Below are 12,695 nucleotides of genomic sequence, written 5' to 3' on the forward strand. Positions count from 1 at the left end.
AGCACTAAAGACATAAGGAGTAGGCGGCATGAGTCAGGATTGGGATGCCGGTCGGCTGGACAGCGACCTTGATGGCGTAGCTTTCGATACCCTGGCCGTGCGCGCCGGCCAACACCGTACCCCGGAAGGGGAGCACGGTGATCCGATGTTCTTCACCTCCAGCTACGTGTTCCGTACGGCCGCCGATGCGGCCGCGCGGTTTGCCGGCGAGGTGCCGGGCAATGTCTATTCCCGCTACACCAACCCGACCGTGCGAGCGTTCGAAGAGCGCATCGCCGCCCTGGAGGGCGCCGAGCAGGCCGTGGCCACGGCCACCGGCATGGCGGCCATTCTCTCGGTGGTCATGAGTTTGTGCAGCGCGGGCGATCATGTATTGGTTTCGCGCAGTGTGTTTGGTTCGACCATCAGCCTGTTCGAAAAGTATTTCAAACGCTTCGGTATCGAGGTCGATTACGTGCCCCTGGCGGACTTGTCCGGCTGGGATGCGGCAATCAAGGCCAATACCAAGTTGCTGTTCGTTGAGTCGCCGTCCAACCCGCTCGCCGAGCTGGTGGATATCGCTGCGCTGTCCGAAGTGGCTCACGCCAAGGGCGCGATGCTGGTGGTCGACAACTGTTTCTGCACCCCGGCACTGCAGCAGCCGCTGAAGCTGGGCGCGGACGTGGTGGTGCACTCGGCAACCAAGTTCATCGACGGCCAGGGTCGTTGCATGGGCGGTGTGGTGGCTGGCCGCAGCGAACAAATGAAAGAAGTGGTGGGTTTCCTGCGTACCGCGGGGCCGACCCTGAGTCCGTTCAACGCCTGGATCTTCCTCAAGGGCCTCGAAACCCTCAACCTGCGTATGCGCGCCCATTGTGCCAACGCCCAGGCCCTGGCCGAATGGCTGGAGCAGCAGGACGGCATCGAGAAAGTGCACTACGCCGGTCTGCCAAGTCATCCGCAATACGAGCTGGCCAAGCGTCAGCAGCGTGGTTTCGGTGCGGTGGTGAGCTTCGAGGTCAAGGGTGGCAAGGAAGGGGCCTGGCGTTTTATCGACGCCACTCGCCTGATCTCCATTACCGCCAACCTGGGCGATAGCAAGACCACCATCACTCACCCGAGCACCACCTCTCACGGTCGTCTGGCGCCGCAAGAGCGTGAAGCGGCGGGCATTCGTGACAGCCTGATTCGTATCGCTGTCGGCCTTGAGGATGTGGTGGACCTGCAAGCCGATCTGGCGCGCGGCTTGGCAGCCTTGTGATCGAGTTGTCCGAACAGCAGAGCATTGCCAACGGCCGCGTCGCGCTGGTGACTGGCGCGGCACGCGGTATCGGCCTGGGCATCGCCGCCTGGCTGATCAGCGAGGGCTGGCAGGTGGTGTTGACCGATCTGGACCGCGTGCGCGGCTCCCAGGTGGCCAAGGTCCTGGGTGACAGCGCCTGGTTCATCGGCATGGATGTGGCGGATGAAGCGCAGGTCGCCCTGGGGGTCGCCGAAGTGCTGGGGCAGTTCGGGCGCCTCGATGCGCTGGTGTGCAATGCGGCGGTCGCCGATCCACGCAACATCACCCTGGAAAGCCTCGACCTGGCTTACTGGAATCGGGTGCTGGCGGTGAACCTCAGCGGTCCGATGCTCCTGGCCAAGCATTGTGCGCCGTATTTGCGCGCTCATGGCGGAGCCATCGTCAACCTGGCATCTACCCGTGCCCGGCAATCGGAACCCGACACTGAGGCCTATGCAGCGAGCAAGGGCGGCCTGCTGGCCTTGACCCATGCATTAGCCATGAGTCTGGGGCCGGAGATTCGGGTCAATGCGGTCAGTCCTGGCTGGATCGATGCGCGGGATCCGGCGGCGCGTCGGGCCGAACCTTTGAGCGATGCCGATCATGCCCAGCATCCGGCAGGCAGGGTAGGGACGGTCGAAGATGTGGCGGCGATGGTGGCGTGGCTGTTGTCGAAGAACTCCGGTTTTGTCACTGGCCAGGAGTTCGTGGTCGACGGCGGCATGAGCAAGAAAATGATTTATCGCGATTGATGGCATGTGAAGGGCGTAGCGAGCGCGGCTTGAGGTCGCTGGCGTTGTTGATCCCTTTTGCAGGCATTGTCGTGATTTTGTCTTTTTCAGAAAAACTTCAAGCAGGGTATTGACTTAGCATCGGTATCTGCGTAAATTTCGCGGCCTCAACGAAGCAAAGGGTGATTAGCTCAGCCGGGAGAGCATCTGCCTTACAAGCAGAGGGTCGGCGGTTCGATCCCGTCATCACCCACCACTTCTTGAGTGTCTTTCGAAAGAAAGGCGGAGGCTTCCACGGAAGCATCCAACCGACGCGCAGCGGTAGTTCAGTCGGTTAGAATACCGGCCTGTCACGCCGGGGGTCGCGGGTTCGAGTCCCGTCCGCTGCGCCATATTTTCCAGATCAGGGATTCCTGCTCTGAGATTGAAAAGCCTCGAAGCTTTCCAGTCAGATGATTTAAACGGTTCACATGGACGCAAGTCCAAGCGATACGCAGCGGTAGTTCAGTCGGTTAGAATACCGGCCTGTCACGCCGGGGGTCGCGGGTTCGAGTCCCGTCCGCTGCGCCATATCTACTTGAGGGAACACTGAACCCCCTCAGGTGACGAAGAAGCCACAGGCTCTTCGGATCGATAGCAAAGACCCTGGTCGAAAGACCGGGGTTTTTTGTTTTCGGAATCCGCTTTTTCTGTGCCGCTCAGGCAGTCGATATTTCCCCTCTGCAAAGCTCAAAAAAAAACCGCCTTATGGGCGGTTTTTTTGGGGAGAGGGGCAGGGTTATCAGAATCCCAGCTTGTCCCGCAGGCTGTAATACCAGGCGCCCATTGCAGTGAATGGAGTGCGCAACAGCTGGCCGCCAGGGAAGGGGTAGTGCGGCAGCTCGGCAAAGGCGTCAAAACGCTCTGCCTGGCCGCGCAGGGCCTCTGCCAGTACCTTGCCCGCCAAGTGGGTGTAGGTGACGCCATGGCCGCTGCAGCCCTGGGAGTAGTAGATGTTGTCGCCCAGGCGTCCGACTTGCGGCAGGCGCGACAGGGTCAGCAGGAAGTTGCCGGTCCAGGCGTAGTCGATCTTCACATCCTTGAGTTGCGGGAAGGCCTTGAGCATCTTCGGTCGGATGATGGCTTCGATATTTGCCGGGTCGCGAGCGCCGTACACCACGCCGCCGCCAAAGATAAGGCGCTTGTCGGCAGAAAGGCGGTAGTAATCCAGCAGATAGTTGCAGTCCTCGACGCAGTAGTCCTGAGGGAGAAGACTTTTTGCCAGCTCATCGCCCAATGGTTCGGTGGTGATGACCTGGGTGCCGCATGGCATCGATTTGGAGGCCAGTTCCGGCACCAGGTTGCCCAGGTAGGCGTTGCCCGCGACTATGACGAACTTGGCCCTGACTTTGCCTTGTGGGGTATGTATCACCGGATTGGCGCCGCGTTCGATGCGCACTGCAGGGGATTGCTCGTAGATAACACCGCCCAGGGACTCCACGGCTGCTGCTTCACCCAGTGCAAGATTGAGTGGATGGATATGCCCGCCGCTCATGTCGAGCATGCCGCCCTGATACAGGTCACAGGCGACGACTTCGCGAATGCGACGCTGATCCAGCAATTCCAACTGGGGGTGGCCGTAGCGCTCCCACAGGCGCTTTTGCGACTCCAGGTGGCCCATCTGCTTGCTGGTGATGGCGGCGAACACTCCGCCATCCTTCAAGTCGCACTGGATTTGATACTTGGCGACCCGCTCACGAATGATCCTGCCGCCTTCGAAGGCCATCTGGCCAAGCAATTGAGCCTGCTTGGGGCCGACACTGCGTTCAATCACATCAATGTCGCGGCTATAGCTGTTGACGATCTGCCCACCGTTACGCCCGGAAGCGCCGAAGCCAACCCTGGCCGCTTCCAGGGCGGTGACTTTAAAACCGTTCTCAAGCAGGAACAGGGCGCTGGAGAGGCCGGTGTAGCCGGCACCGATCACGCAGACATCGGTTTCCACATCGTCTTGCAGCAGCGGGCGGGCTGGAGCAGCGTTGGCTGACGCCGCGTAATACGACTGTGGGTAAGGAGTGTTCGCCATCCTGCAACCTCTGTTTAATATTCTTGACGATTGCGTGGATCCTACCTGAGTTGAAAAACGCCTACCAGCCATCGAAAAATCTTCTTGGCAGACTCAAAAAATAAAAATTCGCATATTCAGAGGGTTAGCTGCAAAAAAGGTATTGACACCCCTCCGGAATTCCGTAGAATGCCGCCTCACAGCAGGCACGTAGCTCAGTTGGTTAGAGCACCACCTTGACATGGTGGGGGTCGTTGGTTCGAGTCCAATCGCGCCTACCAAACAAAATCCGCTCTGCTGGGCGGTCTGAAAGGGCTCACTGAAAGGTGGGCCCTTTTTTGTTGCCTGCGGTTTGCAAAACTCCCACCTCAGAACGTCAATTCGGCGCTCACCTCAACATACTCGATCGTCTTGTCGCCGTGCCCCTCCTGGTAGTGCTTCGTCATCTTCTCGTCCGCATGCCCCAGCAGTGCCTGGATGTACTCCTGCGGGAAATTCTGCTGCTCGTACAGCCACGCCCCTAAAGCGCGGATCTCGTGAAAAGTGGGGCGCTCACCGGACGGCACGTTGTCATAGGCATGCGCTGCATCCCGGGCCTTGCTGAACTCCTTGGTCAGGTAGTCCGGTGTCACCGACGTCCAGTGGTCCTTGGCATCGATCTGTTCCCGGCGCCTAGCTTTCGGCTGGTAGTGGATCAGATACGGCGACACCAGCGGCGAGCGCAGGCATTCCCCGACAACCTCACGCAGCGATGCACCCATGGTGATCTTCAGGTGCACCGGGTTGTCGTAGCCCTGGGTTTTCCCGGGCGATACTGTCAGCGTGTTCTTCTCCATGTCGGCCGCCGACTTCAGCCAGGTCACGATATCCTCGCGGCGCTGAAGGCTAGCCAGTGCCAGACGAATCGCGCGCTTGAGCCACGGCGGCGTGGTCACCGCGTCGATGATCATCTTCAGGCCTTCAGGCGTGTGCCGCTGGCGCTTCTTCTCCGCTTCCTTCTTCACCAGCGTCAGCTCGGCGCAGTTGCGTTCGGCCAGGCCCTTGGCCACGGCGAAGGCGAAGATCTGCACCCACAGACCGCGGTGCTTCGTGTAGGCGTTGTTGCTGAACTGGTCCAGGTATTCGGTCATGGCCAGCACATCCATCTGCCCGATCAGTCGCTCGCCGAGATCCTGCCGGTACCGTTCAAGCTTGAACTTGATCTCTTCCAGGGTGCGTGCCGCGTAACCCTTGAACACCTATGGCGCGAAAACGGCAGTGCTCGGTACGACCGGTAACTATGAGATTTTGCCGATAGCCAGTGGGGGTACTGGAAATAACACTGGTACTGCTCAAAAACTTGTGGCCTCAGCGATTCTAGGCACGGTCTCTCAATCCGGCGGCCTTCCGACCGGCGCAATTTTCGAGGCCGGATCAAGCAGTGCCGGGTCATGGGTAAAGTTCGCCTCTGGGCACATGATCACAATGCAAAATGTGAGCGGTACCTTTGGCTGGAGCGCAGTAGCTGCGAATCGATATGCAGGCCCCATTGTCGGCAACATGCCGGCTATGTTCGCCGGAATCCCTTTGCTCTTTGTTCAAATGCGCGATGCATCCGTAGCGGGGAGGGCCGCTTGGTGCCCGCTTGCAGAGGCTACCAATGGCAATACGTTCAGCCTGTACCTTGCATCTCCAGCCGCATCAACGATCACTTCTGGTTTGTCGTTTAACATTTTTGCAATTGGGAGATGGTTCTTATGTGAATTGAATTGCGCCCAATCCGGAGCGACAACACGCTGAGTGTCGTGCGGAACGGTGATTCCCTGGTGTTGAATGGTGAGGTCTTCGATTTTTCGCCACTCGCAGAGGGCGACACGTTACCAGCGGCAGCGATCAGCTCTGCATGGTTTGCAGGGCAGGTCGAAAGGCTCAACGGCGAGCTGGACCTGACCATATTTTTGCCGCTACCCATTAACTACAGCCAGGCCCAGGCTTTTCCGGTTCCGCTCGTCAATGTGCCCGATGGTGCAGTGGCCTTACCCCAACCTTTGGCCGGTAACGATTCGCCGGTCGAGCAAGAGCCATGGCCGTCGCGGGCTGGAGTTATCGACTGGACGAGACTGATCACCCGGGCGGAAAAGGAGGCTCAGGCCGCAGCTGAACGGCTGCTACTGGCCAAGACAGAGCTTGCCAGCCGCAACTCAACGGCCGCGGCGCAGATCGACCGCATCGCCGACCGGGTTGAAACGCTGGGTTATGGCATCGAGGCCGGCGAGGCTACGCCGGAAGACGAGGCTGAGCACGCGGCGTTGACGCTCAGCTTGAAAGCGTGGAAGGCCTATAAGTTCGCCCTGGGCAAAGTCACGACCAGGGAAGGCTGGTATGACTCGCCGGCCTGGCCGGTTGAGTCTCCCATCCCAGAAATTGTGGCTGCACCCGTTTTCAGCTCCGTCGAAACCATCTGATGTTAAGCCGCTACAGCCATTCGTAAAATGCCCAAGGTCTTGGTTGATTGAGGGAAAAATTCTGCTGCCGACACCCTTGCTCTGCCGAAAGGCCCGTATCGTTAGACGGTTTCGTGTGTCCTTCTTGAAGTACATTATATACAATTTGCTACTAATCAATGATTTCAGGCGTATGGGATATGCTTGCTGGCCAAAAAAGTGAAAGTGAAGCAAAAAGAATTTTAGGGTTGGATGGGCTTAGGGCGTTATCTGTCATTGCGGTATTTTTTCACCATACCGGTGGCACCTTAATGAAGGGGGGATACATCGGTGTTGAGGTTTTCTTTGTATTAAGTGGCTACTTGATTACAAGTATTTTATGTAGAGAAAAAAATAAATCTGGCGCTATCGATTTTGTAGGATTTTATATTCGCCGTGCTAGACGTTTGTATCCTGCCTTGATTCTCTTGTTGATTGCTGTTGCGGCTTATTGTGCTGTTTACAATAAATATAATTTGACGCTTGAGACTATTCCGTCGCTGTTGTATGTGATGAATTGGTATCGGGCGTTTGAGTGGTACGACGCCGTTCTGACAGGTCACACTTGGTCGCTAGCAATCGAAGAGCAGTTCTATCTGTTATGGCCGTTGCTGCTATCCTTGCTTATATGGTGCTCACCTCGAAAGCTTCCACTCTTCATTTTCTCATTGATCTTGAGTATTGTAGCTTGGAGAACGTACCTCTTTCTCGGTAATGCGCACTTATCTAGAATATATAATGGGTTTGATACGCATGCTGACGCCTTGTTGGTAGGGGCTTTGTTGGCTCTAGTGTCTACCGATGCGCTGCGTCGAGTAGGTCTCTTGTGGGTTCCTGCGCTGGCGTTTCTTCTGGTTGTTCTATTCAGTCAGGAGATTACCGACTTCTCGCTTAGTAGGTATGGCTTCGGTATCGTTGCAGTAGCGTCCGCAATGGTTATCGCAAAAGTTGTGTCGGATCAGAACTCCATGCTTGTAAGGGTTTTGAGCTTTAAGCCATTAGTATGGCTTGGGACTGTTTCATATGGTTTTTATCTTTGGCACTATCCGTTGATTCAAACGGTTATGTATGGAGGTCATGATCCGATCTTAGGTTTTTATGGGGGGCTAGCCTACCCTATTCCATTTTTGGTCGGTACAATATTTTTAGGTACCCTTTTGATAACTTCTATTTCTTGGTATTTAGTGGAGAAGCCAATCATAAATTATGCGCATAAAAAAACCTCAGTTCGCTCATCGCAAATCCAAGTGGTTAGTTAATTTCACTAAGCTTCATAATGTGGAAGAAGATTTGTAAATATTGTTCTTTATTCAGCCCGCTAAAAAGCGGGCTTTTTTTCGTCTGGAGAAAAGTGATGACTGCAACCGATAAAGACCGCGACATCCTCGCCCGCACGTTGTGGGGGGGGGCCGCGGCGAAGGAACGGCCGGCCAGATCGCCGTGACCTGGGCGATCCGCAACCGTGTGAATGACGGAAAGCCCAATTCGTGGTGGGGGGAGGGCTACGCCGGTGTATGCCAGAAGCCGTACCAGTTCAGCTGCTGGAACAAGACCGATCCGAACTATCAGTTCCTGATCGGGGTGAAAGAGATCCCGTTCCGTGAACTGGCTCAGGCGCGGATCGCCGCTGGCAAGGTGATCGACGGCGCGGTGCCTGATCCCACCGGCGGCGCCACGCACTACTACGCGACCACTATGCCCAAGGCCCCGGTCTGGGTGGCGAAGGCCAAGCAGACGGTACGCATCGGGCAACACGTCTTCTTCAGGGACGTGCCGTGATGACGGCGGTGCAAAAACTGATCGGCTTGTTGGTGCTGGTCGTCCTGCTGATCTCCGCCAGCGCGGGCGGGGTCTGGAGAATCCAGGACTGGCGCTATGGTAAGCAGCTGGAGGAACAGGCGAGGCTGCATCAAGACGACCTGACCGCGATCAGCGGCGCAGCTACAGCCCAGCAGCAGGCAGAGCAAGGTAAACGCCTTGCGCTCGAGCAGCGCCTGGCCATCGCCGACAAATCCCACTACCAGGAGCTGACAAATGCTCAGAAAGACCAAGCTCGCTTGCGTGACCGCCTTGCTACTGCTGACCTGCGCCTGTCAGTCCTCCTCGATGCCCAGGACAATGCCTCCGGCTGCGCAGTGCCTGCCACCGCCGCCACCGGCGGCCTGGTTCATGGAGCCTCGCGAGCCCGACTTGACCCGGCGCATGCTCAACGAATTGTCGGCATCACCGACGACGGCGACCGGGGGCTGATCGCCCTGCAGGCGTGCCTGGCGTATGTGAGAGCGCTTACTCGCTGAGGCTCAGCCGTTATTCACGAACGCCCCGCCATGAATCTCGCCGATAGTGTCGATCAAGTGAGCCCCTTGGTTCTTCGTGTTGCCCGCGGCGCGGTCGACCTTGAACCACTCTAACGCTTCGGACGGTTCGCCCTGGTGCATCAGCATCAGCTCGGCCCGCTCCTTGGGTGTCGCCGGATCCAGCCATTCCCGGGCCAGCTCAGTTGCCAGGACCACTGGCCGCCGGTCGTGAATATCGACCATGCCACCGGCGGAGTCGGCGGTGATGATCACAAAGCCGTCGTGCTCCCGGGGTAGCTCGTCAGAATGCGGCCAATGGCCAATCGACGCGCATAGGCTGGGCAAACCATCACGGCGCCGGATGTAGTAGGGCTGTTTTCCGCCTTCATCTGCCAGCCATTCAAACCATCCGTCTATCGGCGTGATCGCTCTATTTGGCCAGGCAGCCCGGTAATAGGGGTTGTGCGCGACCTTTTCGGAGCGGGCGTTGGGTTCGGCCCGATTGGTTGCCCAATGCGGCTTCCAAGACCACCTGAGCAGGTCAGCATGCAGCGCGCCGTTTTCCATGTGGAGCAGGGCGACATTTGTCGTCGGTGGCACGTTGTACCTCCCCAGCGGTTGATTGCCGACGGTGTTGACCAGGGCCCCGGGCATGCTGAGCACCGCAACAAAGTCGTGGATGCCGTGGTACTGAGCGATACGTCCGCACATGCTCGCCTCCGAAGTGATGGCCCACTTCTTTCAACGTAGACCAACGGGCAGGCCACTCGTCAGCACCCGATTGATGGTCGTGGCGCCGCGGATAATATGCTGTGGTTTTATACAGTGTAGAGGCTGCTATGTACTTCCTGATTACCCCGCGCCGGTTCTTGGGAGTGGCGCTTACCAAGGAAGAGCTGAGGCGAACGCCACCGATCCGTGGCGACATCCACATCTATGAATGTCAGAACGAGGAACTGGGCCGAGCGGCTTTCAGTGCTTGGGTTTTCAATCCAGGCCCTGGGCCTGACATTCTCCCGCGGCTTCATGATGTGAAAATCACCGGGATGGCCCAGAGAGGGATGAACTTGAATGGGATCGAGCAGATCGGCGATGCCTTGGCGGATTCAACCGGTCGTAGCAACACCGGATTGTTGAACAGATTTTAGATACTCATTCAGAGCTTCAGCGGGTGTTTTCCAGCCGAGTGTTTTTCGGGGTCTTGTGTTTAGCGCATGAGCTACGGCTTGCATCTCTTGAGCACTCCAGCGAGACAGGTCGGTACCTTTCGGGAAGTATTGACGCAGAAGACCGTTCGTATTCTCGTTCGTGCCGCGCTGCCATGGGCTATGAGGGTCAGCGAAGAAGACCTTTACTCCCGATTCGATTGTAAATCGAGCGTGATCCGATAGCTCTTTTCCACGATCCCAAGTCAAAGATCGCCACAGTTCGACGGGAAGATCAGCCAACGTCTTCTTCAGCGCGTTGGCCATACTAACTGCTCCGTAACCAGCCAGTGCTGGGCCGTTCTTCGTTCGGGGAATTAGCCCATAACCTTCTTCGCGAGGCAAATGGACGAGCATGGTGAATCGAGTTGAACGTTCGACCAGCGTTCCAATCGCAGAACGATTCAGACCGATGATCAGGTCGCCTTCCCAATGCCCCGGCACAGCCCGGTCTTCCACCTCAGCAGGGCGACTGGAGATCATGACATCCTCGCTGACGTGTGCCCACGCTTTGGCCCGTGCCCTGGCTCTCGGCACGCGCAATGCTCGTCCTGTGCGCAGGCAGCTCACCAATTCGCGCTTGAGAGCCCCTCGACCCTGAATGTAGAGCGCCTGGTATATGGCTTCATGAGAGATACGCATGGATTCATCGTCCGGAAAATCGATCTGGAGCCGGTTGGCAATCTGTTCGGGCGACCAGCCATTAACCCATCTACGGTCACTGCGATGTGGCTTATTTCGGCCTTTGAAGGGAGCTTGTCGAGGCCCAGCAATCTCACGGCCATCAGCGTCATGAACCTTACCCTCCAGACGATCTTGCACGTAGTGATGCAGTAGCGGGTTCGTCACCAGTTTCGCTGGCTTCGGCCTCTTGGCCACCAGTTCTGCCTTCCATTGCGCGACTGAAGCTCGATACTCAAGCCGACCGCAGCGAGTTGCAGCGTTGCGTGTCAGCTCCCGTGAAACTGTCGACGGGCTTCGCCCAAGGCGACGGGCAATCTCGCGTACGCCAACACTTTGCGCCCGAAGTAGCCCAATCTCTTCTCGCTCTGCGAATGATAAATACCTTCCAGATATGTGGTTAGACATAAACAACGGCATCCCGCCCCGATGACGAAACCAGCGTGTGCCTACTGCTGATGAAACGCCAACGGCCTGCGCTGCCTTTTCGCTTGTGATCCCGGTTGCGATCTGCCCCCAAAACAGCCGCTCGATTTCGTTACGAAGCGACGGCGCACCTGGCGAACGCATCGCTCCTCGTCCCGTCAACTTTTGCATCCAACCTGCAGGTCGCCCCATAAACACCTCGATCAAAGGTGTTGCTACGACCGGTTGAATCCGCCCTTTTATGCTCAGTCGTGGTGGTGTCGTGTTGAATGAGGGGATTGTGTTCGGTCGGCAGGACGCCGGGGGAGGGGGAGTACTGTAGGAATATACAACTCTAAGTTATTGATTCTTATAGGCTAATATGCGGACTTTTTGCTTTGCCTAAATCAGTTATTTTTCTTTATATATCAGTATGTTGCGTTAATTTCGTGGTCACCTTGACATGGTGGGGGTCGTTGGTTCGAGTCCAATCGCGCCTACCAAACAAAATCCGCTCTGCTGGGCGGTCTGAAAGGGCTCACCGAAAGGTGGGCCCTTTTTTGTTGCCTGCGGTTTTCAAAGCCTTTGCAAAACCCTCCCACTCAAAAGGCCAAATCGGCACCCGTCTCCAGGTACGCGATCTCTTTTTTGGTGCGCCTCTCCTGATAGTGTCCTGTCATCTTCTCGTCGGCATGGCCATCAGGGGCTGGATATATTCCTGTGGGAATTTCTGCTGTTCGTACAGCAATGCTCCTCAGGCATGAATCTCATGAAGAGCAGGGTGCTCACCGGCTGGAATGTGGTCATACGTATGTGCGGCATCCCTGTTCTGCTGACCACCACGGTCAAGTGCGTCGGCGTGGAGACCGCTGGTCTTAAGAGAAGAATCTAATACTTTAGGAATCGTCCTACATTCTAAAATTGTCCTAGCTGATAGAACTTTCCCTCTGATATTTATGAGGGAATGGAACGTGTTGAGATTGTTGGGTTGGATGTTGCTGTGTTCACAGCTGTTTACATTCGTGCATGCCGCGCCCGGTAGCAATTACTTCAATATCCCTGACTGGTCAGGTGACCAGGAATCATGTCCTTCGCCACGAGATATCAAGGGCAAGATGGGGGTTTTTAGCGCGCCAGCTAAAAGTGAGGGCGCTGAATGGGTAGGTGTGTTGGTGGATGGTGTCATGGAAGCCGTTACCAACTTCGAGAAAAGCTATTTTGTACTGACTCACCAAGATGTCGATAAAGTTGGCTTTATAAATAACTGTATCTACGTGACCTCCGGGGGTAGATATTTGAATATGCATCTTGATCTCGGCAGCAATTACAAACAGGTCATGTGGATTGGGAACTCGTTGTCATGGAAAGAGTCCCGAGACTTCTCCTCATCCACGATCCTGGAATGCACTGATACCTATAGAGATGCATGCAGTTTTTACTTGAGGTAAATATCTCTGTTTGTATGGGTAGGCTTTGCCGTTCTTCGAGTCGCCGACATGCTTGCTCCCTCCAGGCAATGCCGTTGTCTTCTTGGCATCCTTAATGCTTACGTATTTCATGACATTTTTGTGACACTTTTAAGTCGATTGCGGTCTGTATGTACGTTCCC

At 56.4% G+C, this 12,695-nt stretch carries 11 protein-coding genes, 4 tRNA genes and 1 pseudogene; 12 read left to right on the plus strand and 4 right to left on the minus strand.

Features of this window, described 5'->3' with window-relative positions; genetic code table 11:
* Positions 1–28: 28 nt before the first annotated feature.
* The 5 genes from DK261_RS29665 to DK261_RS29685 all read left to right on the plus strand — a co-directional run bounded on the left by DK261_RS29665 (position 29) and on the right by DK261_RS29685 (position 2,562).
* Positions 29–1,240 carry an O-succinylhomoserine sulfhydrylase gene (locus DK261_RS29665; protein WP_009048109.1) on the plus strand — a complete coding sequence of 404 codons (1,212 nt, stop codon included), beginning with the start codon at positions 29–31 and terminating at the stop codon, positions 1,238–1,240.
* Positions 1,241–1,245: 5 nt separating this feature from the next.
* Positions 1,246–2,013 (plus strand): SDR family oxidoreductase, encoded by a 768-nt coding sequence (locus tag DK261_RS29670; RefSeq protein ID WP_219733791.1) that lies wholly within the window; start codon positions 1,246–1,248, stop codon positions 2,011–2,013.
* Between the two features lie 159 nt (positions 2,014–2,172).
* A tRNA-Val gene (locus tag DK261_RS29675) sits at positions 2,173–2,248 on the plus strand.
* Between the two features lie 59 nt (positions 2,249–2,307).
* Positions 2,308–2,384 (plus strand) — tRNA-Asp (locus tag DK261_RS29680).
* A 101-nt stretch (positions 2,385–2,485) separates the two neighbouring features.
* Positions 2,486–2,562, plus strand: a tRNA-Asp gene (locus tag DK261_RS29685).
* Positions 2,563–2,773: 211 nt separating this feature from the next.
* Here DK261_RS29685 and DK261_RS29690 read toward each other — a convergent pair.
* Positions 2,774–4,057 (minus strand): FAD-binding oxidoreductase, encoded by a 1,284-nt coding sequence (locus DK261_RS29690; RefSeq protein WP_038631288.1) that lies wholly within the window; start codon positions 4,055–4,057, stop codon positions 2,774–2,776.
* Positions 4,058–4,240: 183 nt separating this feature from the next.
* Between DK261_RS29690 and DK261_RS29695 the strand changes: the two genes are divergently transcribed.
* A tRNA-Val gene (locus tag DK261_RS29695) sits at positions 4,241–4,317 on the plus strand.
* A gap of 87 nt (positions 4,318–4,404) precedes the next feature.
* Here the strand turns inward: DK261_RS29695 and DK261_RS29700 are convergent.
* The gene (locus DK261_RS29700; protein WP_232539759.1) at positions 4,405–5,274 is read right to left on the minus strand and encodes a tyrosine-type recombinase/integrase; all 870 of its coding nucleotides are present in this window, start codon (positions 5,272–5,274) and stop codon (positions 4,405–4,407) included.
* 846 nt (positions 5,275–6,120) lie between these two features.
* Here DK261_RS29700 and DK261_RS29715 point away from each other — a divergent pair.
* The 4 genes and pseudogenes from DK261_RS29715 (at position 6,121) to DK261_RS29730 (ending at position 8,795) form a co-directional block, all read left to right on the plus strand.
* Positions 6,121–6,480, plus strand: a complete 360-nt coding sequence (locus tag DK261_RS29715; protein WP_038636499.1) for a hypothetical protein — start codon at positions 6,121–6,123, stop codon at positions 6,478–6,480.
* 179 nt (positions 6,481–6,659) lie between these two features.
* Positions 6,660–7,757, plus strand: coding sequence for an acyltransferase (locus DK261_RS29720; RefSeq protein WP_158286950.1), 1,098 nt, complete (start codon positions 6,660–6,662; stop codon positions 7,755–7,757).
* Between the two features lie 95 nt (positions 7,758–7,852).
* A pseudogene (locus tag DK261_RS29725) lies at positions 7,853–8,277 on the plus strand (cell wall hydrolase).
* Positions 8,277–8,795, plus strand: a complete 519-nt coding sequence (locus DK261_RS29730) for a lysis system i-spanin subunit Rz (RefSeq protein WP_038631290.1) — start codon at positions 8,277–8,279, stop codon at positions 8,793–8,795. The pseudogene DK261_RS29725 and the gene DK261_RS29730 overlap by 1 nt, the downstream one beginning before the upstream one ends.
* 3 nt (positions 8,796–8,798) lie before the next feature.
* On the opposite strand, the gene DK261_RS29735 is transcribed toward DK261_RS29730, so the two are convergent.
* On the minus strand, positions 8,799–9,506 hold the full coding sequence (locus DK261_RS29735) for an SOS response-associated peptidase (RefSeq protein ID WP_038631292.1): 708 nt from the start codon (positions 9,504–9,506) through the stop codon (positions 8,799–8,801).
* A gap of 128 nt (positions 9,507–9,634) precedes the next feature.
* On the opposite strand from DK261_RS29735, the gene DK261_RS33710 reads away from it, so the two are divergent.
* A complete protein-coding gene (locus DK261_RS33710; protein ID WP_051673123.1) occupies positions 9,635–9,943 on the plus strand; it encodes a hypothetical protein in 309 nt (102 codons plus the stop codon).
* Here the strand turns inward: DK261_RS33710 and DK261_RS29745 are convergent.
* On the minus strand, positions 9,902–11,278 hold the full coding sequence (locus tag DK261_RS29745; protein WP_080710635.1) for an IS30 family transposase: 1,377 nt from the start codon (positions 11,276–11,278) through the stop codon (positions 9,902–9,904). The two genes, DK261_RS33710 and DK261_RS29745, sit on opposite strands and share 42 nt — an antisense overlap.
* Positions 11,279–12,057: 779 nt before the next feature.
* Here DK261_RS29745 and DK261_RS29760 point away from each other — a divergent pair.
* Complete coding sequence (locus DK261_RS29760) at positions 12,058–12,534, plus strand: DUF3757 domain-containing protein (RefSeq protein ID WP_174248195.1); 477 nt, start codon at positions 12,058–12,060, stop codon at positions 12,532–12,534.
* Positions 12,535–12,695 lie beyond the last annotated feature (161 nt).

This window comes from Pseudomonas sp. RW409, assembly GCF_003184125.1.
Classification (GTDB): Bacteria; Pseudomonadota; Gammaproteobacteria; order Pseudomonadales; family Pseudomonadaceae; genus Aquipseudomonas; species Aquipseudomonas chlororaphis_I.

Excerpts from the sequence above, each read along its gene's own strand:
- DK261_RS29665 (WP_009048109.1), top strand. The coding sequence starts at position 29 with ATGAGTCAGGATTGGGATGCCGGTCGGCTGGACAGCGACCTTGATGGC.
- DK261_RS29735 (WP_038631292.1), bottom strand. The coding sequence starts at position 9,506 with ATGTGCGGACGTATCGCTCAGTACCACGGCATCCACGACTTTGTTGCG.
- DK261_RS29730 (WP_038631290.1), top strand. The coding sequence starts at position 8,277 with ATGACGGCGGTGCAAAAACTGATCGGCTTGTTGGTGCTGGTCGTCCTG.
- DK261_RS29720 (WP_158286950.1), top strand. The coding sequence starts at position 6,660 with ATGCTTGCTGGCCAAAAAAGTGAAAGTGAAGCAAAAAGAATTTTAGGG.
- DK261_RS33710 (WP_051673123.1), top strand. The coding sequence starts at position 9,635 with ATGTACTTCCTGATTACCCCGCGCCGGTTCTTGGGAGTGGCGCTTACC.
- DK261_RS29690 (WP_038631288.1), bottom strand. The coding sequence starts at position 4,057 with ATGGCGAACACTCCTTACCCACAGTCGTATTACGCGGCGTCAGCCAAC.
- DK261_RS29745 (WP_080710635.1), bottom strand. The coding sequence starts at position 11,278 with ATGCAAAAGTTGACGGGACGAGGAGCGATGCGTTCGCCAGGTGCGCCG.